This window comes from Pseudomonas sp. MSSRFD41 (assembly GCF_014230245.1).
Taxonomy (GTDB): Bacteria; Pseudomonadota; Gammaproteobacteria; order Pseudomonadales; family Pseudomonadaceae; genus Aquipseudomonas; species Aquipseudomonas piscis.
This window is the reverse complement of the sequence record NZ_JACKZK010000008.1, coordinates 1-25,714: the sequence shown is the minus strand read 5'-3', so window position 1 is coordinate 25,714 and position 25,714 is coordinate 1. Positions and strand designations below refer to the sequence as shown.

Here is a 25,714-nt window from a genome sequence, read left to right as displayed (position 1 = left end):
ACCGGAACGAGGGAACCCGAGCGCAGCGAGCGGCCGGACGTGGGGGCAAGACCTTTTGGTTCCTTTTGTCTGGGCCGGCACCCCGGGCGACTGACAAAAGGGACTCGCCGTAAGGGCGAAACCGCCAGCCGCCACACCCGCAGCAACGGATATGTACCCAAAACCCCAAGAGCCCAAGATCCCAAAAGCCCGGGCCGGCTATCAGGCCGCCCCGCCCACCTGCCCCACCCCAGGCTCAGGCTCCACCCCCATATCCCCCCGCCTCACCACCGCATACACCCCCGCCGTCAACACACTCCCCGCCACGATCGCCAGCAAATACAACACCCCATGATTGATCGCATTCGGAATCAACATCACGAACAACCCCCCATGGGGCGCCATCAACTTGCAGCCAAAGTACATCGACAAGGCCCCCGTCAACGCCCCACCGGCCATGCTCGCCGGGATCACCCGCAACGGGTCCTTGGCCGCGAACGGAATCGCCCCCTCGGAGATAAAGCACAACCCCAGCACCAGCGCCGCCTTGCCCGCTTCCCGCTCGGTCTGGGCGAACTTGCGCCGGGCGATGAAGGTCGCAATGCCCAGGCCAATGGGCGGCACCATCCCCGCCGCCATGGCCGCGGCCATCGGCGCATAACTCTGGGACGCCAGCAACCCCACCGAAAACGCATAGGCCGCCTTGTTGATCGGCCCGCCCAGGTCCACGCACATCATCGCCCCCAGCAACACCCCCAGCAGGATCGCATTGGTGGTGCCCATGCTGTCGAGGAAATGGGTCAGGGCCCCGAGCATGCCGGCCACCGGCTTGCCCACCACGTAGATCATCACCAGGCCAGTGAACAGGCTGGCCAGCAACGGGATGATCAGGATCGGCTTCAGGGCTTCCAGCCCCTGGGGCAAGCGTATGTAGTGGTTGATCGCCTTGGCCGCGTACCCAGCCAGGAACCCGGCGACGATGCCGCCGATGAACCCCGCGCCCAGGGTACTGGCCAACAGGCCACCGATCATCCCCGGGGCCAGCCCCGGCCTATCGGCGATGGAGTAGGCGATGTAACCGGCCAGCAGCGGCACCATCAGCTTGAACGCGGTGTCGCCACCGATCTGCATCAAGGCCGCGGCCAGGGTGCCCTCCTCCTTGTAGGCGGTGATGCCGAAGACAAAGGACAGGGCGATCATCAAGCCGCCCGCCACCACCATCGGCAGCATGAACGAAACCCCGGTCAGCAGGTGCTTGTAGACCCCGGCCTGGTCTGGCTTGGCCGGCGCCTGGGCGCCACTGGCCACGGACTCCGGCCGGCCCTCGGCCAGGGCCTTGTCCAAAGTCGCCTCGGCCTGCTTGAGCGCCACCCCGGTGCCGCAGCGATAGATGCGCTTGCCGGCAAAGCGTTCGGTGGCCACTTCGATGTCCGCTGCCAGCAACACCACGTCGGCTTGCGCGATGGCCTCGGCGCTCAGCGGATTGCGCGCGCCCACCGAGCCCTGGGTTTCCACGTGCAGCTGGTAACCCAGGCGCTTGGCCGCCTGTTGCAAGGCCTCGGCGGCCATGAAGGTGTGGGCCACGCCGGTGGGGCAAGCGGTGATCGCCACCACCCGTGGCACCGACTGTTCGGCGCTGGGCGCGGGCTCGCCCGGCTCTTGCGCGGCCATCAGCACCTGGGCGTCCTCGGCGCCCCGGCGCAGCAAGGCATCCACATCCTGCAGGGCCTGGGACGGGCTGCTGCGATAGACCCGCTTGCCGACGAAACGCGACAGATCCACAGGCCCACTGCTGACCAGCAGCACCCACTCGGCCGCCGCCAGGGTCGCGGCCGACAATTGGCGCTCGGGACGGGCCGGGTCGTGGACCTCGACGCTGGTGCTCCAGCCCTGGCGCTGGGCCGCGGCGTCCAGCAGGCGTGCGCAGAGCACACTGGTGACCATGCCATTGGGGCAGGCGGTAACGATGGCTAACTTCATGGGCACCTCTCTTATTGTTCTGCCAGGGGCTGCACGCGCACCCCCTGTTCCAGCCGGGCCAGTTGGGCCCGGTCGCCGATGCCGAAACCGATCTGGGTCACCGCCATGACGGCGATGGCCGTGGCCGTGCGCAGGGCCTGGGCGGCGTCCTGGCCGACGAGCAGGCCGTGCAGCACCCCGGCCAGCAACGAGTCGCCGGCGCCCACGGTACTGACCACCGCGACCTTGGGTGGCAACGCCTGCAAGGCTTGGCCAGTGGCGAACCAGTGGACGCCGTCGGCGCCATGGGAGACCACCACATGCTCGACCCCCTGGGCCTGCAGCTGGCGCGCAGCGGCGGCTTGGTCCGCCGGCGTGGCCACCGGCCGGCCCAGGGCATCGGCCAGTTCCTCGCCATTGGGCTTGACCAGCCAGGGCCCGGCCGCCAGCCCGGCACGCAAGGCGGCGCCGCTGGTGTCCAGGGCCAACTTCAGGCCCATGGCCTTCAGGCGCAGCAGCAGGGCCTGGAACCATTGCGGGCTCACGCCCTGGGGCAGGCTGCCGGCGACCACCACCGCGTCATGCCCGGGGGCGATCTGCTCCAGGCGCGCCAGCAGCGCTTGCTGGGCGACGGCGTCGACCCGCGGGCCCGGGCCGTTGACGTCGGTAACGCGCCCATCGGCCTCGGCCAGCTTGATGTTGCTGCGGGTTTCCCCCGGCACGCGAACGAAGGCATCGACGAACCCACGGCGGGCGAACAACTCATCGAAAGCCTGGGGATTGCCAGCGCCGAGAAAGCCGCTGACGGTCAGGCGATGGCCCAGGTCGGCCAGGACCTGGGCCACGTTCACCCCCTTGCCGGCGGCATGCACGTGCAGCGCCTGGCTACGGTTGACCTGCCCCACCTCCAGGTGGGCCAGGGGCACGGTCAGGTCCAGCGCCGGGTTGAGGGTCAGGGTGAGAATCTTCGCCATTACATGGCCTCCACTAAGGCGCGCACATCGTTGGCGCTGCCGACGGCCAGGGCCTGTTGAGCAAGGGTTCGGGCCTGGGCCAGGCTGAGTTCGCGAATGCGCGCCTTGACCTCGGCGATGCTGCGTCCGGAGACGCTCAGTTCATCCACGCCCAAGCCCACCAGCACCGGCACCGCCAGCGGGTCGGCCGCCAGCTCGCCACACACGCCGACCCACTTGCCCTGGGCATGGGCGGCGCGCACGGTGATGTCGATCAGTTGCAGCACCGCCGGGTGCAGGCCATCGGCCTGGGCCGAAAGGGTCGGATGGCCGCGATCGATGGCCAGGGTGTACTGGGTGAGGTCGTTGGTGCCGACGCTGAAGAAGTCCACTTCCTTGGCCAGCACCGGGGCCAGCAGGGCCGCCGAGGGCACCTCGATCATGATCCCCAGTTGCAGGTCGGCCACGGGAATTTCCCGGCGCAGGCGCTCGGTCATGTCCCGGGCCTGGCGCCATTCCTCGACGCTGCCGACCATGGGGAACATGATCCGCAGCGGGCGGTTGTCCGCCGAGCGCAGCAGCGCCCGCAACTGCGCTTCCATGATCTGCGGGCGTTGCAGGGTCAGACGGATGCCGCGCACGCCTAAGAAGGGGTTTTCCTCCTGGGCGATCGGCCAGTAGGGCAGCGGTTTGTCGCCGCCCACATCGAGGGTGCGCACCACCAGCGGCCGTCCGCCCAGGCCATCGAGCACGCGGCGGTATTCGGCTTCCTGGGTGGCTTCGTCCGGGGCCTGGGGATGGGCCATGAAGATCAGTTCGGTGCGCAGCAGGCCGATGCCTTCGGCGCCCTGCTCCACCACCGCGGCGACGCCGGCGCTTTCGCCGACGTTGGCGAACACTTCCACCGCGTGACCGTCGGTGGTGCGGGCCTGTTGATGGCGTTGTTCGGCGGCGGCCTTGAGGCGTTGCTCGCGGGTGTCACGCTCCTCGGCGGCCCGCTGCAGGGTCGCCGGGTCCGGGGCGACATGCAGCCGGCCGCGCTGGCCGTCCAGCAGCAAGGGCGTGCCGGACTTGATCAGCAGCACGCTGGCGCCCGCGCCCACCAGGGCCGGAATGCCCAGGGCCCGAGCGACGATGGCGCTGTGGGCGGTGGCGCCACCGCGAGCGGTAAGAATCCCGGCGACCCGGGTCGGATCCAGGCGCGCGACGTCCGAGGGGCCAACTTCGTCCATCACCAGGATGTAGGGCTGGTCCGGCTCGGCCGGGGTTTCGATGCCGCACAGTTGCGCCAGCACCCGGCGGCCGATGTCGCGCAGGTCGGCGGCGCGTTCGGCGAGCAGCGCATCCTGCAAGGACTCCTGTTGCCGGGCGGCGCATTCGATCACGCTCATCCACGCGGCCTCGGCGCTTTCGCCCTGCTGGAGGCGGGCCTGTACCTCGTCCACCAGCTCGGGGTCGTCGAGCATTTCCAGGTGGGTGATGAAGATCTCGCGGATGGCCTTGGCCTGGCTGCGCTGGATCAACCCCTGGATGTCCTCGCGCACCTCGCCCAGGGCCTGCTGCAGGCGCTGGCGCTCGATGGCGGCGGACTCGCCCCGCAGCGGGTAGTCGATGACTTGCTGGACCTGGATGTGGGCCGGGCCGATGGCGATGCCGGGAGCGGCGGCGATGGCCTGGATCAGGCTGCCGGAAGCCGGGGCGCTGATCGGCACCACGACGTCCTGCGGCTCTTCCCGGGGAGCGCTGACCGCCGGCAATGGCTCGACGGATTCGCCCAGGCCTTGTTCGATGGCCGCCAGCAATGCGGGCAAGGCATCGGCGGCAATGCTCGGTTCGGCGATCAGTTCCAGCACCTGACCGCGCCGCGCGCCGAGGCTCAGCAGCTTGCTCAGGCTTTTCACAGACACGGCGGCGTCTTTGCCATCGGCGATGCGGATGCGGATTTCGCCTTCGAAGTTCTTCGCCAACTGCGCCAGTTCCTTGGCCGGGCGGGCATGCAGGCCGTGGGCGTTGGCCAGGGCGATACGGGCGCTGGGCCAGTCCGCCGGCAACTCACCGCCGAGCACTTCGAGCACCGCGCGGCTGCTGGTGGCGCGCCACAACTCCTGGCCACGGCCATCGATCAACAGCGCGCACAGGCGCTCCAGCAGGGCCTGGTGGGCTTCCCCCAGGCTGGCCAGGCAGAACAGGCCGCTCAGAGGCTGGCCCAGGTAACGGATGGGTTTGTCCGGGGTGACGAACGCCAGCCCTGGGCGCAACACGGTCTGCTCGCTGTGCAACCACCAAAGACCGTCGCCCAGGGGCAGCGCCTCCACCTGTTGCAGCACCGCGGCAAAGCCGTTGCTCACGCACTCGGCCTGGCGCAGCAGGCGTGCGCCGCGCCAGACCAGCTCTTCGAAATCTTCCGCCGCCACTCCAAGGCCGATCATCTGCGCGTCCAGCGCCAGTTCCTGAGGCGCGCCCTGCAACAGCTTGAGCAGGGCTTCCGGGGAACTGGCGCGCCGCAGGGCCTGGCCCAGGTCGGTCTCGCCCAGGGCGCGGGTCAGCAATTGCAGGAGGCGCAGGTGCTCGTCGGACTTGGCAGCGATGCCGATAGCCAGGTAGACGATCTGCCCGTCGCCCCAGTCCACGCCCTCGGGAAATTGCAGCAGGCGCACGCCGGTGGCGAAGACCTGGTCGCGGGTTTGCGGGGTGCCGTGGGGGATGGCGATGCCTTGGCCGAGGAAGGTCGAGCCCTGGGCCTCGCGCTGTTCGAGGCCGCTCAGGTAACCGGCGGCCACCAGGCCATCGGCCACCAATGTGTCGGCCAGCAAGCGTAAGGCCGCGGACTTATCCACAGCCGTCTGGCCCATGGATATCTGCTCTACGGTGAGTTCGAGCATGGGTTCTCCTATTTAGCGCGGGGGCGCGCTAGGTATTGTTTTAAGTCAGCAGCGTAGGCGCTGTCATGGCCAAGAATGGGACTGGCCAGCGGGCGGAAGCGCTTCTACGTTTAGGCTGTGGCCGAGAAAATACGCCTGCTGAAACGTTTAATCTAGCAGGATCGGCAAGTTACTCGATAATCTTCGCCTCTTGAAGTCCTGATGGTCGCCTGCCGCTTCCGACATTGGTCGCCTGCACAGATCAGGTAGGATTGGCGAAAATGTCGGGGCAAGCACCAAAAATAAGGAAATCCCGGGTTGAAACTCAGTGATATCGCTCGACTGGCCGGTGTGTCCGTCACCACCGCCAGTTACGTCATCAACGGCAAGGCCGAACAGCAGCGCATCAGCAACGCCACCGTGGAACGGGTGCGGGCAGTGGTCGAAGAGCACGGCTTCACCCCCAATCCCCAGGCGGCCGGCCTGCGCAGCCGCCATACCCGGACCCTGGGTTTCATTCTCCCGGACCTGGAGAACCCCAGCTACGCGCGGATCGCCAAGTTGCTCGAACAAGGGGCGCGGGCCCGGGGCTACCAGTTGCTGATCGCCAGTTCCGACGATGCGCCGGACAGCGAACGGCAACTGCTGCAACTGTTTCGTGCGCGCCGCTGCGATGCCCTGATCGTCGCCAGTTGCCTGCCGCCGGAAGACGACAGCTACCAGCAATTGCAGGCCCAGGGGTTGCCGATCATCGCCATCGACCGGGTGATGCCGGCCGGGCAGTTCTGCTCGGTGATCAGCGACGACCTGCAAGCCAGCCTGCAACTGACCCAGAGCCTGCTGCAACCCGAGCCCCGGCAGATCGTGCTGCTCGGCGCCCGCCCGGAGCTGAGCATCAGCCATGAGCGGGCCGCGGGTTTCCGCCAGGCCCTGGAAGGTTTCGGCGGCGACGTGGTGATCGAGCATGGCGAAGCCTTCAGCCGCGATTGCGGCCGGCAGTTGATGGAAGAGTTGCTGCAGCGCCTGGGCCACCTGCCCGACGCCCTGGTGACCACCTCCTATGTGCTGCTGCAAGGAGTATTCGATGCCCTGCACGACTTCCCGCTCAAGTCCCGGCCGCTGCGCCTGGGCACCTTCGGCGATACCCAGTTGCTGGACTTCCTGCCGCTGCCGGTCAACGCCATGGCCCAGCAACATCAGCTGATCGCCGATACCGCCCTGCAACTGGCCCTGGCGGCCATCGAAGAAGGCCAGTACCAGCCCGGCGTACAGGCCATCGCCCGGACCTTCAAGCAGCGTATCCAGCAGGGCTGAACCGTGGAGCTGATCGACAGCCACACCCACCTGGATTTTCCGGATTTCGACGCCGATCGTGCGGCGCTGCTGGCCGACAGCCGCGCCCGGGGCGTCGGCCGGATGGTGGTGCTGGGGGTCTACCAGGGCAACTGGCAGCGGGTCTGGGACCTGGTGCAAGGCGACCCGCAGCTCTACGCGGCCTTCGGCCTGCACCCGGTGTACCTGGACGATCACCAGCCCGCCGACCTGCAACACTTGGGCGATTGGCTGGCGCGCCTGGCCGGGCATCCGCAACTGTGCGCGGTGGGCGAGATCGGCCTGGACTACTTTCTCCAGCACTTGGACCGCGAGCGCCAACAGGCGCTGCTCGAGGCTCAATTACAGCTGGCGGCGGACTTCCAGTTGCCGGCCCTGCTGCATGTGCGGCGCAGCCATGCGGCGGTGATCGCCACCCTGAAGCGCTTCAAGCTCCAGCGCGGCGGGATCATCCACGCCTTCGCCGGCAGCCGCGAGGAAGCCCGGGAATACCTCAAGCTGGGTTTCAAGCTGGGCCTGGGCGGCGCCGCGACCTGGCCCCAGGCCCTGCGCCTGCGCAAGGTGCTCGCCGAGCTGCCGCTGGAAGCCCTGGTGCTGGAGACCGACGCGCCGGACATGGCCCCGGCGATGTACCCCAACCAGCGCAACAGCCCCCAGCACCTGCCGGAGATCTGCGCGGCCCTGGCCGCGATCATCGGCGTCGACGCCGAGCAGTTGGCCGGCGCCAGCACCCGTAACGCTTGCGCGGTGTTCGGCTGGCCCTCAGCCGGCCTGTAGCAGCAAGGGCCGGCGCTGCCGACGCCGGACAATGGCCATCACCAGCAGATAACCCACCAGCACCAGTGCCGAGATGCCCAGTTGCAGGCTGCGCTCCAGCAGCCCGATCCACTGCAACGCCAGGCTCACCAGCAGCACCGTGGCACAGAGCACGATCAACAGCGCCCGCAGGGTGGCGAACGAGCCCAGGGTCTTGAGGCGCTTGATCTGCTCGGGACAGTCGAGCTTCAGCGGCTTGTGGCAGTGCTTGCAGGCAAAGGGTTCCTGCATGGCCATGGCGTTGAGTTGCCAGGGCTCGAGGTCGAGCAGGGCCTGGCAGTGGGCGCAGCGTCCCAGGACTCCGGAAGAAACGGTCATCGGCGTATTTCCTCAGGGCCATGGACACGCCATGGCTGACTGGCCGGGCGCAGGCGGCGCCCGGAAAAAACGCAGAAAAACAGGAAAAACACCCCGGACAAAGCGATTAATTACTACAGCTTGTGGCAGCCCGGCCGGGCCGGGCTGCACGGCAGGGCTGGCTCAGACCCGGAACGCGCCGATCAATTGCTTGAGCTGGAGCACCTGGGCCGCGAGCTGGCGGCTGGCATCCTCGGTCTGGTGCGCACCTTCGGCGGTACGCTCGCCAGCGCGATTGATCTCGACGATGTTCTGGTCGATGTCATGGGCCACCGCCGTCTGTTGCTCCACCGCCGCGGCAATCTGCTGATTCTGGTCGACGATCATGCCCACCGCGCCGAGGATGTTCTCCAGGGCCTGCTGGACCTTCTCCGACTGATCGACCGTGCCATTGGCCATGGCATGGCTGCTGCCCATGGCCTTGACCGCCGCACTGACCCCGCCGTGCAGCTTGCCGATCATGTCTTCGATTTCCTCGGTGGACTGCTGGGTGCGCTTGGCCAGGGTCCGTACTTCATCGGCCACCACGGCGAATCCACGCCCCTGCTCACCGGCCCGGGCCGCCTCGATGGCGGCGTTGAGGGCCAGGAGGTTGGTCTGCTCGGCGATGCTCTTGATCACCTCCAGTACCCGGCTGATGGATTGGCTATCGCTGGCCAGCTGGTTGATCACCCGCACCGACTGGTCGATCTCGCTGGCCAGCCGGGCAATGCTGCCTTGCTGGGATTCCACCAGGCCCCGGCCGCTGATGGTTTCGTCGTTGACGCTATGGGCACTGCTGACCGCCGCCGCGGCGCTGCGGGCCACTTCCTGGGAGGTGGCGGACATCTGGTTCATCGCCGTGGCCACCTGCTCGATCTGGCTGCGCTGGCCGGCCACCGCCTGGTTGCTCCGGGCCGAGACGTTTTCCACTTGCCCGGCCTGGCGCTCGACCTCGCTGACGGTATGCCCGACCCGCTCGATCAGATCGTGGATCTTCAGCACCGTGCCGTTGAACAGGCTGCCCAGCTCTCCCAGCTCGTCGCGACTGTGGGCGGTGAACGTGACGGTCATGTCGCCGGCCGCGACCTTGTCCATCATCACGCCCAGGCGACGCAGGGTGGTGCGGGTCGAGGCGTAGAAACCGCCATACAGGTAGACGATCGCCAGGAACACCAGGGCCAGGGCCGCCACCAGCAGCACCATGTGGCTACGGTTCTGCGCCAGGCGCTTTTGCAGCTCGACGTCGAGGAACTTCAGGGTGTTTTCGTTGAGCTGGTAGGTCTGCCCCATCAGCTGGCTGACCTGCTCGTAGAACGCCGGCCAGGGCGCCTCCAGGGTCTCGGCCATCACCACTTGCTCCTCGAACAGCTCGCTGGCCTGCTTGAGGCTGGCCTTGCTGGCATTGGCCGCGCCGTCGAGGGCATCGTGGGCGGCGCGGCTGGAGCCCAGGGCGTCCTGGAGCTTGAGGCCATACTCGGCCTGGAGTTTTTCGATCTGCACCAGCAGTTCATCGAAACGGGTGCTGGAGGACGAATTGAGAAAACCCTGGCCCAGGGAGAAGGCGCCCATGGCCCGGCCCTCACCCAGGATCTGGGTGACTTGCGGGGTGACGCTGGTGATCAGCTCGCTGAGCTGGCGGATATCGCCCTGGGCATCACGGCTGAGGCCCGACTGGCTGGCGATGATCTGGCTGAACAGCTGCGCGCTGCCCAGCAACTTGCCGATCAGTCCGCTCTTGTTCAGCAGCGAGTTTTCCACTTGCTGGGCCTTGAAGGCCGTCACCAGTTCATCGCGCTTGGCGTTGAAGATCTCCACCTGCTGGGGGTCGCTGGTCACCGCTTGCATGGCTTGCAGGCGCTCGAGCACCAGGCGCTCCTGGGCGGCGATCTTGCTCTCCAGGTCCCCCGCCTTGCCGGACTGGCCCAGGCCGGCGTTGATTTGCACCTGGTTGTTCAGGGTCTCCAGGTCGCGGCGCAGGGCCAGGCTGCTGCCCAGCAGGTCAAGGCTTTGCAGTTCGACCCGGGTGCCCTGGAACTCGCGGTAGGAATCGCGCACCAGATAAAAGTTGGTCACCAGCATGGGGACAAAGAACAGCACGCTGATCAGGCTGAACTTCATGCCGAAGCTCAGGCGATTCATCAGCGCGACGGCGGGATAGAGCAAGCTCTTCACAAAGAAGTCTCCCTTTTCTTTTATTTTTATTGGCAGGCAGGCGAAGGCAGCAGATAGCCACTATTCGGCGCTCCGTCTGTATAGCGTAATTTCGGGAGAGGTTTTGTAACTTAAAGTTAATCGCGCCAGGGGGCTGCGGGGAACAAGGGCGAGGGAGCCGGCCCCCTCGCCAGAGGGCTCAGATGAGCACGGTATACAGGGCGAAACCGGCGTACCAGAGCACGGCGGCCCGCAGCAACAGTTCCCAGATGCGATCCAGGCTGTTGATGCCTTCGGGGCCTGCGACTGGCGGCGGGATCTCAGCGGCCACCAGGCCGACCTCCTCCACCAGATGCGCGGCGTCGATGTGCCAGTTGAGCAGTTCGTGGAGCATCACCCGGCCCACCGCCACGAAGTTGCCCACCAGGGCGAAGCTTGCCGCCAGCAGCCGTACCGGCAACCAGTCGAAGGCATGCCGCAGCTGCGCCGCGCGCTCCACCAGCGCCGGGTTCTTGCCATGCTCGGCGGCCAGCGCCAGCAAGCGGTAGCTCAGCGCCGCGACCGGACCCAGCAGGAAGTACCAGAAGATCACCGCGAAGAAGCCCTGGTAGGCCTGCCACAGCAGATGGCCCTGGACCCGCTCCAGCAACTGCTCGCCAGAATCGGCGCAGATGTCCAGGTCACGCTTGGCCACATGCAGCGCCGCTTGCAGGTCCTCGCGCCGCCAGGCATCGCGAAACGGCCCCAGGCCGCCGAGCAAGTCGCCGCGCCCCAGGGCGTAGATCACCACCAGCAGGTGCAGCGGCGCCGCCAGCAAGCCGTAGGCCAGCGGCTGCACGATCAGCAACAGCAAACCGAGCACCAGCACCGGCAGCAGCACCAGCAAGCCCAGCAGGCTCCAGGGACGCCCGGCCATGCGCGGGCTCGACTCCCATCGCGCCAGGCGCGCCAGCCACCAGCCGTCGCGCTGCACTTTCTGGCGCAAGGCCGAGAACTTCTCGATCCACACCGCCAGCAGCAACACCAGAAAACTCATTGTCCTTCCCCTTTTTCCAAGGCGGCACGATAGCGTGCCCAGTCGAAAGCCTGGCCCGGATCGGTCTTGCGCCCGGGCGCGATGTCGCTATGGCCACAAATCCTGTGTGGCGTGATGGCGCTGAAGGCCGCCTGCAATTGCTCGGTCAACAGACTCAACGCCTGGTACTGGGCATCGGTGAACGGCAGCTCGTCGGTGCCTTCCAGCTCGATGCCCAGGGAAAAGTCGTTGCAGGTCTCGCGCCCCTCGAAACTCGACACCCCGGCATGCCAGGCCCGCTCCAGACAGGAGACAAACTGGGTGACCGCGCCGTCACGTTCGATCAGAAAATGCGCGGACACGCGCAAGTCGGCGATCCCGGCAAAATAGGGATGCTCTGTGACATCGAGGCGATTCTGGAAGAATTCCTGCACCTTGCCGGTGCCGAACTGCCCCGGCGGCAGGCTGATGTTATGGATCACCAGCAGGGAAATCTCGCCCGCCGGGCGTTCATTGAAATTGGGTGACGGACAGTGACGTACGCCATCGCACCAACCCGTGGCAGGGTCCAGCCGCATACCGATTCCTTCAACATAAAGCCTTGAGTGGCCCAGTATGCCGCGATCCCGGTGCCGGTTGCGATCACTTGCCGTGATTGAGACGCCGCAGATGGCCAATCACCGATTCCAGAGCCCGGTCGAACAGCAGGGTGTCGTCCAGGGCGCGTACCGCGCCACGCTGGAATTCCAGGGCCAGGCCCATGCGGGTGCGCTCCAGCACCTTCATCCCGGTACGGTTGACGAAGACGTACTTGGCCACGGGATGGGGAACGATGGCTGCCAGCTTGCAGCGCAGGATGCTGTCTTCATCCTCCTGGAACTCGACCCAGGCCCCCAGGCGCAGCTGGTCGACCAGTTGCAGGCTCGGGTCGTTGACCGGCAAGGCCAGGGGCGCCGCTTCCAGCGGGCCTTCCTCGGCGCTGGGCAGGACGATCTGCTGGGCCACCTCGACCATGTCCGTAGGTGCCGGCTCCCGAGCGACCACGGGCGGTGGCGTGGCCAGGGCCTGGTGCTCGAACGCCTGCAGGTGCAAAAGCTCCAGCTGGGCGAAGAATTCGCTGGTGGCGAAGGGATCGAAGGCCGCGCCACTCAGGCCGTCGCGCAGCCCCTTGAGCAAGCCGGGCACCAGGGCCAGCAGGCGCATGGCGATATCCGGCTCGGCGTGGCGCTGCACACTCCAGATCAGTTGTTCCATGGTCTGTTCGGCCGCCTGCCACTGCGGCGAGTCGTCGCCGTGCTTCAGGCAACTGAGCAACAGCACCTGGCTCCAGGCATCGCGGATGAAATCCACCACCACCTGGGGCATGACCTTGCCCAGCAAGGCCTGGTTCAGCGCCTGTTCCACCCGGCGCCGGGCCAGCTCGGCCTTGGCCCGGCCTTCTTCGGCATCGCGGGTGCGCTGTTCGAGCAACTCGGCCCGACGACGCTCGTCCGCGGTGAAGGCCAGGAAGTCCGCCAGCAGCTCGGAAAAGATCGCCGGGTCGTCGCGGAACTCGCTCAACAGCCGCTGCACCACTTGTTCGATACGCAGGTACAGGCTGTCACGCTGGTGGTCGTCACAGCCGCCCCAGCCCATGGCTGCGGCGGCGATTTCATTGAGCAGGCGCCGGGCTGGATGGCTGCCACGGCTGAAGAAGCTCTTGTCCAGCACCGCCACCTTGAGCATGGGGATCTGCAGGCGGCCGATCAGCGCCTTGAGCGAGTCCGGCAGGTTGCGGTCGTCAAGGATGCATTCGAACAGCATCGCGATCAGGTTGATCACGTCTTCGTCGGCCACATCCACCACTCGCGACTTGCCGCTCTTGACGCTGACCCGGGTCAGCAGTTGCTCCAGCTGGTTGCGCAGGTCGAAATCGTCCTGGTGGCTGGGTGGCGGCACGTACTGCTGCAGGTGCGAGAGCAGGCGCAGCAGGTCGCGGGTGGAAATCGGCAGGGGCTCGGCACTGGCTTCCAGGGTCGGCGCCACACTGCCGCGCACATGGAGCAACAGGGTCTGCAGGGCAGCGAAGACTTCCTGGACGCTTTCGTCGAAGGGATGTTGTCCGGTTTTACCTGCGCCGCCCTGGCCAGCCTCGTCCTGGACCTCGGCGTGGACCCGGTCCGAAGCACGCCGCGCCGGGGCCGGCAGCAGGTCGGGGAGGATGCCGGTGGCGATCAGCAGCTGGTTGGCCTCGGCATAGAGCTGCTCGGCCTCCCTGAGCACGTAGCGCTCGAACAGCTTGAGGATGATCAGCTTGACCTTGATCTCCACCCCCAGGCTGCGCCCGGCCTGCAGGAAATATTCGCAGAGCAGCGCCGGCCCCAGGGGGTTCTCGCCTTCGGCCAGGCGCCGGCCCAGCAATACTCCCAGGCGTGCGGTCAGGTGCCCCAGGGCGAAGCCGGCCCGGTTGAGCACCCTGGCCACCATGGCCTCCACGGCGACGGTCTTTTCCAGGTCATCGCGGGAGGGTTGCTGCTCCGGGTCGTAGGCCGCGGCATGGGCGATGACCAGGGCCGGGTCGTACTGGACCAGGCCGGCGAAGGCCTCGAAGAACTTCTCGAGAAAGCCGCGCTCGATGCTCTTGCGCTTCAGGCGCAGGTCGCGCATGGCCTCGAACAGGATGTTCTGCTCGATGTTGTCCTGGGCCCGGTCGGCCATCTCGAACAAGGTGTCGTCGGCGTTATCGAACAGCTCTTGCAAGCCATGGCGCAGCTGTTGGGCGGCCTTGTCACGAACCTGAAGCAGAATCACCGGCAGGCGGGCCAACGGCGAAGCGCTCGCCTGATCTGTAGCGGCCTTGTGCAAAGGCACTACATTCCCGTCGTTGTGCATCCACGCCTCCTGCAAAGGTGTTTCTTCGGTTCGATATCAAGGTCCTGCCGAGCCGGTGACGCTCACAACCGACTCTGAGCGAAGGCATAAATGCACTGCGCTGCACTTCATGTAAGGGGAAGCCAAAGACACGTCAAAGCTATGACGTCAATTACAAGTCACATTATCTTGCAAAACTCCCCTGTTGCGCCAGCAGACTCTGTCGACTCCTCGGAAATAACCCTTATGTTTCTAGGAAAAATCTCTCATCCATTCAGACAAAGCGACGAAACACAGGTTCGGCCCGGGCTTGCCGATTAGCCGCCTTGGGTTCGCCGATCCCATGCCCCTATAATCGGCGCACCTTGTTTGTGGAGTCCGTTATGCCGAATCTACGCCTCGCCGACCTGACCGCCGAAATCGAAGCCAACGTGCGCCGCGCACTGCTGGAGGACATCGGCAGCGGCGATATCACCGCGCAACTGATCCCGGCCGAACGCCTGGCCAAGGCCACCATCATTACCCGGGAAGCGGCGGTGATCAGTGGTACCGCCTGGGTCGATGCGGTATTTCGCCAGCTGGACCCACGGGTCGCCGTGCACTGGCAAGTGGCGGATGGCGAGCGGGTGGTGCCCAACCAGGCGCTGTTCCATCTCGAAGGCCCGGCCCGATCGCTGCTCACCGGCGAGCGCAGCGCCCTGAACTTCCTGCAACTGCTGTCGGGGGTGGCCACCCGCGCCCGCCACCTGGCCGACTTTGTCGCCGATACCCAGGTCAAGCTGCTGGACACCCGCAAGACCCTGCCCGGCCTGCGCCTGGCACAAAAGTACGCAGTCACCTGCGGCGGCTGCCACAACCACCGCATCGGCCTGTATGACGCCTTCCTGATCAAGGAAAACCATATCGCCGCCTGCGGCGGTATCGCCCAGGCGATCAGCGCCGCCCACAAGATCGCCCCGGGCAAGCCGGTGGAGGTGGAAGTGGAAAGCCTGGTGGAATTGAAAGAAGCGCTGGCGGCGGGTGCCGATATCATCATGCTCGACGAGTTGAGCCTGGACGACATGCGCGAGGCCGTGCGCCTGAATGCGGGCCGGGCCAAGCTCGAAGCCAGCGGCGGGATCAACGAGAGCACCTTGCGTCCGATCGCCGAAACCGGCGTGGACTACATCTCCATCGGCGCCATGACCAAGGATGTGAAGGCCCTGGACCTGTCCATGCGCCTGAGCCTCTGAGAACGGCGATGGGCTTGGCGACCAGCTTCAAGAAGCACTCTTGAAGCTGGTCGCCGCTCGTGCTCAATCGTCGATTTCGTTGAGTTCCAGATAGTCCTGAAGATCCATGCCCAGGGCCTCGGCAACCTCCTGGTGCACTTCCAGGCGCATGGCCTTCAGTTCCTCGGGTGTCTCGGCCACCAGGTCGAGTACCAGCTCCCACGGCTCGATGCCGCGAGACTCCGCCTCGTCTTCAAAGGCCCATTGCGCCTGTTGCTTCTGCTCCTCAGGGCTCAGGGCACTGATTTCTTCTTGCAAGGAAGGCGTGGCAGCCAGGTACCTTTCAAGCGCTACGTCGATTCTTGCCTCTTTAGGAATCATCTCGTTCTCTCTGATCATGGGAATGGAGGTGGATCGGGGTCGCTGGGATCTCTGGGCCGCTCGGTTCAACCGGCCTGCAGAGCCATTCGAGATCATCTGAAAACAGCATGCTGGTACTCAGACAGAGACCGAATATAGGGACTTTGGTCGGTGATTTATATGACTCAATGCAGCCTTGTGGGAAAAACCGCGGATTTCCCTGCAACCGTGGCATTCGCTCCGCTTCCCTCGGGAACCAGGTTCGTCGGCCATAGTCATAGCAATGTGCCATACCGGCATCTCACAAGGAACTGCAGTGATGTCCCGTCGCCCTTCTTTTGCCCCCATCCTGTTCGTGACCTGCACCTTGGCACTGCTGGGCAGTACGGCCCAGGCCGCTGTCGAGTTCGACGACACCCACCCTTCCTCCTACGACAAGCTTGGCACTGTCCATCGAACGCCCAGCGGCGATATCAGCCTGCGCAGCTCGGATTTCAGTAGCGAGGACCTGCAAAAACTGCGGGACGCCTTGAAGAACACCAGCGCCGAGGTGGAAAAGCTCAAACGCACCGTCGACGACCAAGCCAGGACGATTGCCGACCTCAAGCGCAACAACGGCAGTAGTTCGAGCGCTGGTGACCTGTCCGACATCAAGCGTGAACTGCGCGACCAGGGTAGCGATCTGCAACGGCTCCAGCGCGATGTGGATAACCTGAACCGCAAGCCCAGATAACACTTGGCCAGGAACGACAAAGCCCGCGGCAGGCGGGCTTTGTCGAGTGTCAGTGGTGCCGGAGACAGGAATCGAACCTGCGACCTTCGCGTTACGAGTGCGCTGCTCTACCGACTGAGCTACACCGGCGTGGGCTAAACCTAGCACCGGCGCCTGGGGCGCGCCAGGCAAGAGGGCAAAGAGATATCAAGCGCAGATAGCAAAACGCCCCGAACCAGTCGGGGCGTTTGCTTATTCAGCGTAAGGCCAAGGGGAGATTAAACGCCCGAAGCCTTGGCCGCCGCCACGTCCTTGATGGACAGCTTGATACGGCCGCGGTTGTCCACGTCCAGTACCAGCACTTCCACTTCCTGGCCTTCTTTCAGGATGTCGGTGACTTTCTCTACGCGAGCGTCGCTCAGCATGGAGATGTGCACCAGGCCGTCCTTGCCCGGCAGGATGTTGACGAAGGCGCCGAAGTCGACGATACGCTCGACCTTGCCCAGGTAGATCTTGCCGATCTCGGCTTCTGCGGTGATGCCCAGGACGCGCTGGCGAGCTGCCTCTGCCGCTTCCTTGGTTTCGCCGAAGATCTTGATCGAACCGTCGTCTTCGATGTCGATCGAAGCCTTGGTTTCTTCGCAGATCGCGCGGATGGTGGCGCCGCCTTTACCGATGACGTCACGGATCTTGTCGGTGTCGATCTTCATCGCGATCATGGTCGGAGCGTTAGCCGACAGCTCGGAGCGGGACTGGCCGATCACCTGGTTCATCTGGCCGAGGATGTTCAGGCGAGCTTCCAGGGCCTGGCCCAGGGCGATCTCCATGATTTCTTCGGTAATGCCCTTGATCTTGATGTCCATCTGCAGCGCGGTCACGCCCTTGGCGGTACCGGCCACCTTGAAGTCCATGTCGCCCAGGTGGTCTTCGTCACCCAGGATGTCGGTCAGGACGGCGAACTTCTCGCCTTCCTTCACCAGGCCCATGGCGATACCGGCAACCGGAGCCTTCATTGGCACACCAGCGTCCATCAGGGCCAGGGAAGCACCGCAGACCGAAGCCATGGAGCTGGAACCGTTGGACTCGGTGATTTCCGATACCACACGGATGGTGTACGGGAACGCGTCGGCGTCCGGCAGCATGGCCTGGACGGAACGACGAGCCAGGCGGCCGTGGCCGATTTCACGACGACCGGCACCGCCCATGCGACCACACTCGCCCACCGAGAACGGCGGGAAGTTGTAGTGCAGCATGAAGGGGTCTTTCTTCTCGCCTTCCAGGGTGTCCAGCAGCTGTGCGTCACGGGCGGTCCCCAGGGTCGCGACGACCAGGGCCTGGGTTTCGCCACGGGTGAACAGGGCCGAACCGTGGGTCTTGGACAGGACGCCGACTTCGATATTCAGCGGACGCACGGTGCGAGTGTCGCGGCCGTCGATACGTGGCTTGCCGTTGACGATGTTTTCGCGAACGGTGCGGTATTCGATCTCACCGAAAGCCGCCTTGACGTCGGCAGCCGATGGCTGGCCTTCTTCGCCGGAGAGCTTGGCGACCACTTGCTCCTTCAGCTCGCCCAGGCGGGCATAACGGTCGGCCTTGACGGTGATGGTGTAGGCCTGGGAGATGGCGTCGCCGAACTCGGCGCGGATGGCACCCAGCAGCTCGGTGGCTTCGGCGGCAGGCGCCCAGTCCCAAGTTGGCTTGGCGGCTTCGGCGGCCAGTTCCTTGACGGCCTTGATCACCGACTGGAATTCGTCGTGGGCGAACAGCACGGCGCCCAGCATCTGGTCTTCGGTCAGTTCCTTGGCTTCGGACTCAACCATCAGTACCGCTTCTTCGGTACCGGCTACGACCATGTCCAGGCTCGAAGCAGCCAGTTGCTCGTAGGTTGGGTTCAGCAGGTAGCCGGTGCTTTCGTGGAAAGCGACGCGGGCAGCGCCGATCGGGCCGTCGAAAGGAATGCCGGAGATAGCCAGGGCAGCGGAGGTACCGATCATCGCAGCGATGTCCGGATCGGTCTTCTTGCTGGTGGAAACGACGGTGCAGACAACCTGCACTTCGTTCATGAAGCCTTCTGGGAACAGAGGACGGATCGGACGGTCGATCAGACGCGAGGTCAGGGTCTCTTTCTCGGAAGGACGGCCTTCACGCTTGAAGAAACCACCAGGGATCTTGCCGGCGGCGTAGGTTTTTTCCTGGTAGTGGACAGACAGAGGGAAGAAGCCTTTGCCTGGATCGGCTTGCTTGGCACCGACTACGGTCACCAATACGCTGACGTCGTCGTCAACGGTGACCAATACTGCGCCGGAGGCCTGACGGGCGATACGGCCAGTCTCGAGGGTTACGGTCGACTGACCGAACTGGAATTTCTTGATTACCGGGTTCACGGTGTCCTACCTTCTTTGTGGCTCTTGGGGAAACTTGTGTTCTTGCGAAATTCTTGGGCAACGGTGGGAATCGGCCCAGCCTTTATTGTCCAGGTAAAACTGCTTTCCAGATAAAACTTGAGGCTGGAAGCCTGCCATACGCCGGCGGAAAAACCGCTGACGCATGGCAAGCAACCAACCTCATAGCGCAATCGCTGATTAGCGACGCAGACCCAGACGACCGATCAGGGTGCTGTAACGGCTCAGGTCCTTGCCCTTCAGGTAGTCCAGCAGCTTACGACGCTGGTTTACCATGCGGATCAGGCCACGACGGGAGTGGTGGTCTTTACCGTTGGCCTTGAAGTGACCTTGCAGTTTGTTGATGTTGGCGGTCAGCAGTGCAACTTGCACTTCTGGCGAACCAGTGTCACCAACAGCTTGCTGGTAGTCGGCTACGATCTGAGCTTTTTCTTCAACGCTGAGTGCCATGTGGGCATTCCTTATATCAGGAAACTGTTCAAGAACAGTTTCAACAGGCCAGGGACAAATCCCTGTATCTAAAAAAGAGTGGTGACCGTGCCTGCTGACAGCCACACTCGCCAGCCCGCTGTTACGCGGACTGGTTTCGGTCACTCTGACCGAATCAGTCGACGCGGCGCGATGCGCCCGTCTTCGCTCACTTCACCGATACCGATGAAGCGACCGTTGTGATCTTGTACGCGCACCATGCCGAACTTCGGTGCATCGGGAGCGCGTACCGGTTGGCCATTGAGCCAGTAGAACGCACTGTGTTCCGAGAAGCGCAGCAACGGCCAATCCTGCAGGCCGCTATCCGATGGCATCAGGAAACGATCAACCGCCTCGTTGCCACCTTCGGCATGCACTGCTTCGAGCTCTTCCAGGGTGACCGTCTGGGCCAGGCTGAAAGGGCCGGCCTGGGTCCGCCGCAGTTCCGCGACGTAAGCACCACAGCCGAGCTTCTCTCCAATATCCTCCACCAGGGTGCGGATATAGGTGCCTTTGCTGCAATCCACCGCCAGGCGGGCGGTGTCACCTTCGCAGGCGAGCAATTCCAGGCGCGCAATAGTAACAGAACGCGGTTCGCGCTCCACCACTTCCCCTGCACGAGCCAGCTTGTAGAGAGGCTGGCCGTCGCGCTTGAGGGCCGAGTACATCGGCGGTATCTGCTTGATTTCACCACGAAATTCCGGCAATACCGCTTCGATATCGGCACGACCAACGGTCACTTCGCGAGTACGCAGGACTTCGCCTTCGGCATCCGCGGTGCTGGTGGTCTTGCCCAATTGCATCAGGGTTTCATAACCCTTGTCGGAATCGAGCAGGTATTGCGAGAACTTGGTGGCCTCGCCGAAGCACAGCGGCAGCACGCCGGTGGCCAGGGGGTCGAGGCTACCGGTATGGCCGGCCTTCTCGGCATTGAGCAACCAGCGAACCTTCTGCAATGCCGCATTGGAGGTGAAGCCCAGGGGCTTGTCCAACAGGATGATGCCGCTGACGTTACGGCGGATACGCTTGACCTGGGCCACCGCTTACTCCTTGGTGTCTTCAGGAGCAGAGGCTTCGCCGTGCAGGCTGTCTTCAGCCACGGCGCGCTCGATCAGGGCCGACAGGTGCGCGCCACGGGCCACGCTCTCGTCGTAATGGAAGTGCAGTTGCGGCACGCTGCGCAGCTTCATTTCGCGGGCCAGTTGCATGCGCAGGAAACCTGCAGCCGAGTTCAGTACCTTGATGCTCTGGGCAATGGACTCGGCACTTTCCTGGCCCATGACGGTGATGTAGATCTTCGCGTGGCCGACATCGCGGCTGACATCCACGGCGGTGATGGTCACCAGGCCGACGCGTGGGTCCTTGACTTCGCGGCGGATCAGTTGCGCCAGTTCGCGCTGCATCTGATCGCCGATGCGTTGGGTACGGCTATATTCTTTTGCCATGTCTTGTTACCTGTTACTGCCTCACGGCGAAACCCGTGTGGTCTGAAAGCGGCAAACGCCCGGCCTGGCAGAAGCCGGACCGGGCGTTGCGTTTAGAGCCCGCCAGCGCTACCGCGCATTTGCATGCGGCGGTCCATCGGGACTCTTGAAGTGCACGAGTCAGAGGCTGCGAGCAACCTGGACCTTCTCGAAGACTTCGATCTTGTCGCCAACCTTGACGTCGTTGTAGCTCTTGACGCCAATACCGCACTCCATGCCGGCACGAACTTCGGAAGCGTCATCCTTGAAGCGGCGCAGGGATTCCAGCTCGCCTTCGAAGATAACGATGTCCTCACGCAGTACGCGGATCGGACGGTTGCGGTGCACGACACCTTCGATGACCATGCAACCGGCGATCGCACCGAACTTCGGCGAGCGGAACACGTCACGAACCTCGGCGATACCCAGGATGTTCTCCCGAACGTCGCTGCCCAGCATACCGGTCAGGGCTTTCTTGACGTCTTCGATGATGTCGTAGATCACGTTGTAGTAACGCATATCCAGACCTTCCTGCTCGACGATCTTGCGCGCGCCAGCATCGGCACGCACGTTGAAGCCGAACAGTACAGCATTGGAAGCCAGGGCCAGGTTGGCATCGCTCTCGGTGATACCACCGACGCCACCGCCTACTACACGCACTTGCACTTCGTCGTTGCCCAGGCCGTTCAAGGCGCCTTGCAGGGCTTCCAGCGAACCACGGACGTCGGACTTGAGGACGATGTTGAGCGTCTTCTTCTCTTCCTGGCCCATGCTTTCGAAAATGTTTTCCAGCTTGCCGGCGTGGGCGCGGGCCAGCTTGACTTCGCGGAACTTGCCTTGACGGAACAGGGCCACTTCACGGGCCTTCTTCTCGTCAGCCACCACGCTCATCTCGTCGCCAGCGTCCGGGGTACCGTCCAGGCCGAGGATCTCGACCGGAATGGCCGGGCCCGCTTCCTTGATCGGCTTGCCGTTCTCGTCGAGCATGGCGCGCACGCGGCCATAGTTCGAACCGACCAGCACCATGTCACCCTGACGCAGGGTACCGTCCTGAACCAGCACGGTAGCGACTGGGCCACGGCCCTTGTCGAGACGGGATTCGACCACCACGCCACGGCCAGGAGCCGAGGGCATCGCGGTGAGTTCCAGTACCTCGGCCTGCAGCAGGACAGCTTCGAGCAGGTCGTCAACGCCAGTACCCATCTTCGCGGAGACCGGCACGAACGGCGTATCGCCACCCCAGTCTTCCGGAGTCACGCCGTGAGTCGCGAGCTCGCTGCGGATACGGTCCAGGTCAGCGCCCGGCTTGTCGATCTTGTTCACCGCGACCACCAGTGGAACACCGGCAGCCTGGGCGTGCTGGACAGCCTCGATGGTTTGCGGCATCACGCCATCGTCCGCCGCGACCACCAGGATCACGATGTCGGTCGCCTTGGCACCACGGGCACGCATCGCGGTAAACGCGGCGTGGCCTGGGGTGTCGAGGAAAGTGACCATGCCACGCTCGGTTTCCACGTGGTAGGCACCGATGTGCTGGGTAATGCCACCGGCTTCGCCCGCAGCCACTTTGGCGCGACGGATGTAGTCCAGCAGCGAAGTCTTACCATGGTCAACGTGGCCCATTACGGTCACGACTGGCGCGCGGGCAACCGCTTCACCTTCGAACTTCAGAGACTCGGCCAGGGAATCTTCCAGGGCGGTGTCGCTGATCAGGGTCACCTTGTGACCCAGCTCCTCGGCAACCAGCTGGGCAGTTTCCTGGTCCAGTACCTGGTTGATGGTGGCTGGAGTGCCCAGCTTGAACATGAACTTGATGACTTCAGCAGCCTTCACCGACATCTGCTGGGCCAGTTCGCCCACGGTAATGGTCTCGCCGATCTGCACGTCACGAATCACCGGCCCGGTAGGGTTCTGGAAACCGTGAGCGTTGCGTTTCTTCAGCTTGGCCTTGCCGCGACCACCGCGACGGAAACCATCGCTTTCTTCGTCGGTAGTACGCGGGGCAACGCGAGGCGCCGGAGCCTTTTCCTTGACCGAGGCACGATGCGGAGCGTTCTTGCGCTCGCCATCGCCGCCACGGCGGTTGTCGTCGTTGCGGGACTTGTCCGCACGACGCTGATCATCCTTCTTGCGAACATCGGCCACGGGAGCTGGAGCCGCCACTGGAGCCTCCTGCACAGGCTCGACCGCCGCAGGAACAGGCTCCGCGACCGCCTCGACAACAGGCTCGGCAACCGGAGCAGGCTGACGACGTGCTTCTTCTTCGGCGCGGCGCTTGGCTTCTTCTTCAGCCTTTTGACGGGCAGCATTTTCTACTGCGCGACGTTCTTCCAGCTCACGCTGGCGCTCGGCTTCGATTTCTTCCGGGCTGCGCTGCACGAAGACTTTCTTCTTGCGCACTTCAACGCTGATGCTCTTGCTACCAGCGACACGCAGGGTACTGGTGGTCTTGCGCTGCAAAGTGATCTTGCGCGGTTCTTCCACCTTCGCCTTGTGGCTGCTTTTCAGGTGAGTCAGCAGCGATTGCTTCTCGCTGTCGCTCACATGCTCCTCGGCGGCGGTGTGCGGCAGACCTGCCTCACGCATCTGCTGCAGCAGGCGCTCTACCGGTGTTTTGACCTCATCGGCCAGTTGTTTCACCGTGACTTGCGTCATGCACTTCTCTCCTCAGGCCGCGCCTATTACTCGAACCAGTGGGCTCGGGCGGCCATGATCAACTTGCCGGCACGATCATCGTCGATGCCGTCGATGTCGAGCAGGTCGTCAATAGACTGCTCGGCCAGGTCTTCGCGGGTAATTACGCCGCGCACCGCCAGTTCCATCGCCAAATCCTTGTCCATACCCTCGAGCGAGAGCAGGTCTTCGGCCGGATGGGCGTCTGCCAGCTTTTCCTCAGTAGCGATGGCTTTAGTCAACAAACGGTCCTTGGCGCGAGCGCGAAGCTCGTTGACGATGTCTTCGTCAAAGCCGTCGATGTTGAGCATTTCTTCCAACGGTACGTAGGCAATCTCTTCCAGGCTGGTGAAGCCTTCATCAACCAGAACCTGCGCCAGCTCTTCATCGACTTCCAGCTCTTCGATGAAATTGCGCAGGATGTCGCCGGTTTCTGCTTGCTGCTTGGCCTGGATGTCCGATTCGGTCATCACGTTCAGGGTCCAGCCAGTCAACTGGCTGGCCAGGCGCACGTTCTGACCGCCGCGGCCAATGGCTTGGGCCAGGTTGTCAGCGCCAACGGCGATGTCCATGGCATGGGCATCTTCGTCGACGATGATGGCCGCGACTTCGGCCGGCGACATGGCGTTGATCACGAACTGCGCCGGGTTCTCGTCCCACAGGACGATGTCTACACGCTCACCGCCCAATTCGCCGGAAACGGCCTGGACGCGCGAGCCGCGCATACCGATGCAGGCGCCCTGCGGGTCGATGCGCTTGTCCTTGGAGCGAACGGCGATCTTGGCCCGCGAACCCGGATCACGGGAAGCAGCCATGACTTCGATCAGGCCTTCGGCGATTTCCGGCACTTCGATACGGAACAGCTCGATCAGCATTTCCGGAGCGGTACGCGACAGGATCAGCTGCGGGCCGCGGTTCTCGGTGCGGATTTCCTTGAGCAGCGCGCGCAAGCGCACGCCAACCCGGAAAGTTTCACGGGAGATGATGTCTTCACGAGCCAGCAACGCCTCGGCGTTGTTGCCCAGATCGACGATCACGTTGTCCCGGGTCACCTTCTTGACGGTGCCGGAGATGATCTCGCCCAGACGCTCGCGGTAGGCATCCACCACCTGTGCGCGCTCGGCTTCGCGAACCTTCTGCACGATGACCTGTTTGGCGGTCTGGGCAGCGATGCGGCCGAACTCGATGGACTCGATCTTTTCCTCGATCACATCACCGACCTTGGCATCGGGATGAGTCTCGCGGGCCTTGCTCGGCCAGATCTCCACCGCCGGATCATCCAGATCGGCTTCTTCGACCACAGTCCAGCGACGGAAAGTTTCATAGGAACCGGTGTGGCGGTTGATATCCACACGCAAGTCCACTTCGTCTTCAAAACGCTTCTTGGTAGCAGTGGCCAGGGCCAGCTCCAGCGCTTCAAAAATCACGCTTGCCGGTACACCCTTTTCATTGGATACCGACTCAACAACCAGCAGTACTTCTTTGCTCATCGTACGCCTCGCCTTTCGCAAGCCATTGGATCCGCGGGATCCGCGTCTCAGTCAAAACTGGGAATAATGTTGGCCTTGTCGATCATATCGATCGGCAACAGGAACTCGTGGTTATCCACCTGCACCACGACATCCTGCTCCTCCACCCCGCGGAGAAGGCCCTGGAAATTACGCCGGCCTTCGAAGGGCGAGCGCAGTTTGATCTTCACTTGCTCACCGACATACTTGGCAAACTGTTCAAGGGTGAACAGCGGGCGTTCCATGCCAGGAGAGGAAACTTCAAGGGTGTATTCAACGGAGATTGGATCTTCAACGTCCAGGACACCGCTGAGCTGGCGGCTGACGATGGCGCAATCATCCACCAGTACACCGCCTTCTTTATCGATATAAACGCGCAACAATGAATGGCGGCCCTGAGCCGAAAACTCGATACCCCAGCATTCATAGCCAAGGGCCACGACCACCGGGGCCAACAAGGCCTGCAACTGTTCTAGCTTGCTCGACACCTGAACCCCCTCGTGCATGCTTGTGCAAATAAAAAATGGGCGAAACGCCCATCCCGGAAACGCCGTCGAACAGCGGCGCTATAAAGTGTCCAGCTAACAAAAAGCCCCTGGAAAGGGGCTCTGCTAAAACTGGTTGCGGGGGCCGGATTTGAACCGACGACCTTCGGGTTATGA

At 63.9% G+C, this 25,714-nt stretch carries 20 protein-coding genes, 1 tRNA gene and 1 pseudogene; 4 read left to right on the top strand and 18 right to left on the bottom strand.

What is annotated here, in order from left to right; genetic code table 11:
• Positions 1 to 201 precede the first annotated feature (201 nt).
• The 3 genes from H7A76_RS14195 to ptsP are packed head-to-tail and all read right to left on the bottom strand — an operon-like array spanning position 202 to position 5,773.
• On the bottom strand, positions 202 to 1,959 hold the full coding sequence (locus tag H7A76_RS14195) for a PTS fructose-like transporter subunit IIB (RefSeq protein ID WP_185699070.1): 1,758 nt from the start codon (positions 1,957 to 1,959) through the stop codon (positions 202 to 204).
• Positions 1,960 to 1,970: 11 nt separating this feature from the next.
• Positions 1,971 to 2,912: a 1-phosphofructokinase gene (pfkB, locus tag H7A76_RS14190; protein WP_185699069.1), complete on the bottom strand. Its 942-nt coding sequence runs from the start codon at positions 2,910 to 2,912 to the stop codon at positions 1,971 to 1,973.
• A complete protein-coding gene (ptsP, locus tag H7A76_RS14185) occupies positions 2,912 to 5,773 on the bottom strand; it encodes a phosphoenolpyruvate--protein phosphotransferase (protein ID WP_185699068.1) in 2,862 nt (953 codons plus the stop codon). The genes pfkB and ptsP overlap by 1 nt, the downstream gene beginning before the upstream one ends.
• Positions 5,774 to 6,070: 297 nt before the next feature.
• Here ptsP and cra point away from each other — a divergent pair, with 297 nt between their 5' ends.
• The gene (gene cra, locus H7A76_RS14180) at positions 6,071 to 7,066 is read left to right on the top strand and encodes a catabolite repressor/activator (RefSeq protein WP_185699067.1); all 996 of its coding nucleotides are present in this window, start codon (positions 6,071 to 6,073) and stop codon (positions 7,064 to 7,066) included.
• 3 nt (positions 7,067 to 7,069) lie between these two features.
• Positions 7,070 to 7,861, top strand: a complete 792-nt coding sequence (locus tag H7A76_RS14175; protein WP_185699066.1) for a TatD family hydrolase — start codon at positions 7,070 to 7,072, stop codon at positions 7,859 to 7,861.
• Here H7A76_RS14175 and H7A76_RS14170 read toward each other — a convergent pair.
• From H7A76_RS14170 to H7A76_RS14150, 6 genes and pseudogenes are all read right to left on the bottom strand, one after another.
• Positions 7,847 to 8,218 carry a hypothetical protein gene (locus tag H7A76_RS14170; RefSeq protein ID WP_185699065.1) on the bottom strand — a complete coding sequence of 124 codons (372 nt, stop codon included), beginning with the start codon at positions 8,216 to 8,218 and terminating at the stop codon, positions 7,847 to 7,849. The genes H7A76_RS14175 and H7A76_RS14170 overlap by 15 nt on opposite strands.
• 162 nt (positions 8,219 to 8,380) lie before the next feature.
• The gene (locus H7A76_RS32800; RefSeq protein ID WP_409519187.1) at positions 8,381 to 9,085 is read right to left on the bottom strand and encodes a methyl-accepting chemotaxis protein; all 705 of its coding nucleotides are present in this window, start codon (positions 9,083 to 9,085) and stop codon (positions 8,381 to 8,383) included.
• A gap of 153 nt (positions 9,086 to 9,238) precedes the next feature.
• A pseudogene (locus tag H7A76_RS32795) lies at positions 9,239 to 9,442 on the bottom strand (HAMP domain-containing protein); the annotation flags it as partial.
• A gap of 1,147 nt (positions 9,443 to 10,589) precedes the next feature.
• Positions 10,590 to 11,426 (bottom strand): regulatory signaling modulator protein AmpE, encoded by an 837-nt coding sequence (ampE, locus tag H7A76_RS14160; protein ID WP_185699063.1) that lies wholly within the window; start codon positions 11,424 to 11,426, stop codon positions 10,590 to 10,592.
• Entirely contained in the window at positions 11,423 to 11,983 is a 561-nt protein-coding gene (ampD, locus tag H7A76_RS14155; RefSeq protein WP_185699062.1) for a 1,6-anhydro-N-acetylmuramyl-L-alanine amidase AmpD, read from the bottom strand. Before ampD ends, ampE begins: the two co-directional genes overlap by 4 nt.
• A 64-nt stretch (positions 11,984 to 12,047) precedes the next feature.
• Positions 12,048 to 14,276, bottom strand: a complete 2,229-nt coding sequence (locus H7A76_RS14150; RefSeq protein ID WP_185699061.1) for a DUF1631 domain-containing protein — start codon at positions 14,274 to 14,276, stop codon at positions 12,048 to 12,050.
• A 362-nt stretch (positions 14,277 to 14,638) separates the two neighbouring features.
• On the opposite strand from H7A76_RS14150, the gene nadC reads away from it, so the two are divergent.
• Positions 14,639 to 15,487: a carboxylating nicotinate-nucleotide diphosphorylase gene (nadC, locus tag H7A76_RS14145; protein WP_185699060.1), complete on the top strand. Its 849-nt coding sequence runs from the start codon at positions 14,639 to 14,641 to the stop codon at positions 15,485 to 15,487.
• Positions 15,488 to 15,550: 63 nt separating this feature from the next.
• Here the strand turns inward: nadC and H7A76_RS14140 are convergent, their stop codons facing one another.
• Positions 15,551 to 15,847: a DUF6388 family protein gene (locus H7A76_RS14140; protein ID WP_031320853.1), complete on the bottom strand. Its 297-nt coding sequence runs from the start codon at positions 15,845 to 15,847 to the stop codon at positions 15,551 to 15,553.
• Positions 15,848 to 16,145: 298 nt separating this feature from the next.
• On the opposite strand from H7A76_RS14140, the gene H7A76_RS14135 reads away from it, so the two are divergent.
• Complete coding sequence (locus tag H7A76_RS14135) at positions 16,146 to 16,559, top strand: hypothetical protein (RefSeq protein WP_185699059.1); 414 nt, start codon at positions 16,146 to 16,148, stop codon at positions 16,557 to 16,559.
• 53 nt (positions 16,560 to 16,612) lie between these two features.
• Here H7A76_RS14135 and H7A76_RS14130 read toward each other — a convergent pair.
• The 8 genes from H7A76_RS14130 to rimP form a co-directional block, all read right to left on the bottom strand.
• A tRNA-Thr gene (locus H7A76_RS14130) sits at positions 16,613 to 16,688 on the bottom strand.
• A gap of 128 nt (positions 16,689 to 16,816) precedes the next feature.
• On the bottom strand, positions 16,817 to 18,922 hold the full coding sequence (pnp, locus tag H7A76_RS14125) for a polyribonucleotide nucleotidyltransferase (protein ID WP_185699058.1): 2,106 nt from the start codon (positions 18,920 to 18,922) through the stop codon (positions 16,817 to 16,819).
• 198 nt (positions 18,923 to 19,120) lie between these two features.
• The gene (gene rpsO / locus H7A76_RS14120; RefSeq protein ID WP_022642180.1) at positions 19,121 to 19,390 is read right to left on the bottom strand and encodes a 30S ribosomal protein S15; all 270 of its coding nucleotides are present in this window, start codon (positions 19,388 to 19,390) and stop codon (positions 19,121 to 19,123) included.
• 140 nt (positions 19,391 to 19,530) lie between these two features.
• A complete protein-coding gene (truB, locus tag H7A76_RS14115) occupies positions 19,531 to 20,448 on the bottom strand; it encodes a tRNA pseudouridine(55) synthase TruB (RefSeq protein WP_185699057.1) in 918 nt (305 codons plus the stop codon).
• A gap of 3 nt (positions 20,449 to 20,451) precedes the next feature.
• Positions 20,452 to 20,853, bottom strand: coding sequence for a 30S ribosome-binding factor RbfA (gene rbfA, locus H7A76_RS14110; RefSeq protein WP_185699056.1), 402 nt, complete (start codon positions 20,851 to 20,853; stop codon positions 20,452 to 20,454).
• 159 nt (positions 20,854 to 21,012) lie between these two features.
• The gene (gene infB / locus H7A76_RS14105; RefSeq protein ID WP_185699055.1) at positions 21,013 to 23,526 is read right to left on the bottom strand and encodes a translation initiation factor IF-2; all 2,514 of its coding nucleotides are present in this window, start codon (positions 23,524 to 23,526) and stop codon (positions 21,013 to 21,015) included.
• 26 nt (positions 23,527 to 23,552) lie between these two features.
• Complete coding sequence (gene nusA, locus H7A76_RS14100) at positions 23,553 to 25,034, bottom strand: transcription termination factor NusA (protein WP_185699054.1); 1,482 nt, start codon at positions 25,032 to 25,034, stop codon at positions 23,553 to 23,555.
• 47 nt (positions 25,035 to 25,081) lie between these two features.
• Entirely contained in the window at positions 25,082 to 25,540 is a 459-nt protein-coding gene (gene rimP, locus H7A76_RS14095; RefSeq protein WP_053137000.1) for a ribosome maturation factor RimP, read from the bottom strand.
• Between the last annotated feature and the right edge of the window lie 174 nt (positions 25,541 to 25,714).

Excerpts from the sequence above, each read along its gene's own strand:
- nadC (WP_185699060.1), top strand. The coding sequence starts at position 14,639 with ATGCCGAATCTACGCCTCGCCGACCTGACCGCCGAAATCGAAGCCAAC.
- H7A76_RS14170 (WP_185699065.1), bottom strand. The coding sequence starts at position 8,218 with ATGACCGTTTCTTCCGGAGTCCTGGGACGCTGCGCCCACTGCCAGGCC.
- H7A76_RS14140 (WP_031320853.1), bottom strand. The coding sequence starts at position 15,847 with ATGATTCCTAAAGAGGCAAGAATCGACGTAGCGCTTGAAAGGTACCTG.
- H7A76_RS32800 (WP_409519187.1), bottom strand. The coding sequence starts at position 9,085 with ATGTCCGCCACCTCCCAGGAAGTGGCCCGCAGCGCCGCGGCGGCGGTC.
- H7A76_RS14135 (WP_185699059.1), top strand. The coding sequence starts at position 16,146 with ATGTCCCGTCGCCCTTCTTTTGCCCCCATCCTGTTCGTGACCTGCACC.
- H7A76_RS14195 (WP_185699070.1), bottom strand. The coding sequence starts at position 1,959 with ATGAAGTTAGCCATCGTTACCGCCTGCCCCAATGGCATGGTCACCAGT.
- ampD (WP_185699062.1), bottom strand. The coding sequence starts at position 11,983 with ATGCGGCTGGACCCTGCCACGGGTTGGTGCGATGGCGTACGTCACTGT.
- H7A76_RS14150 (WP_185699061.1), bottom strand. The coding sequence starts at position 14,276 with ATGCACAACGACGGGAATGTAGTGCCTTTGCACAAGGCCGCTACAGAT.
- infB (WP_185699055.1), bottom strand. The coding sequence starts at position 23,526 with ATGACGCAAGTCACGGTGAAACAACTGGCCGATGAGGTCAAAACACCG.
- ampE (WP_185699063.1), bottom strand. The coding sequence starts at position 11,426 with ATGAGTTTTCTGGTGTTGCTGCTGGCGGTGTGGATCGAGAAGTTCTCG.
- pfkB (WP_185699069.1), bottom strand. The coding sequence starts at position 2,912 with ATGGCGAAGATTCTCACCCTGACCCTCAACCCGGCGCTGGACCTGACC.
- rpsO (WP_022642180.1), bottom strand. The coding sequence starts at position 19,390 with ATGGCACTCAGCGTTGAAGAAAAAGCTCAGATCGTAGCCGACTACCAG.
- ptsP (WP_185699068.1), bottom strand. The coding sequence starts at position 5,773 with ATGCTCGAACTCACCGTAGAGCAGATATCCATGGGCCAGACGGCTGTG.
- nusA (WP_185699054.1), bottom strand. The coding sequence starts at position 25,034 with ATGAGCAAAGAAGTACTGCTGGTTGTTGAGTCGGTATCCAATGAAAAG.
- rbfA (WP_185699056.1), bottom strand. The coding sequence starts at position 20,853 with ATGGCAAAAGAATATAGCCGTACCCAACGCATCGGCGATCAGATGCAG.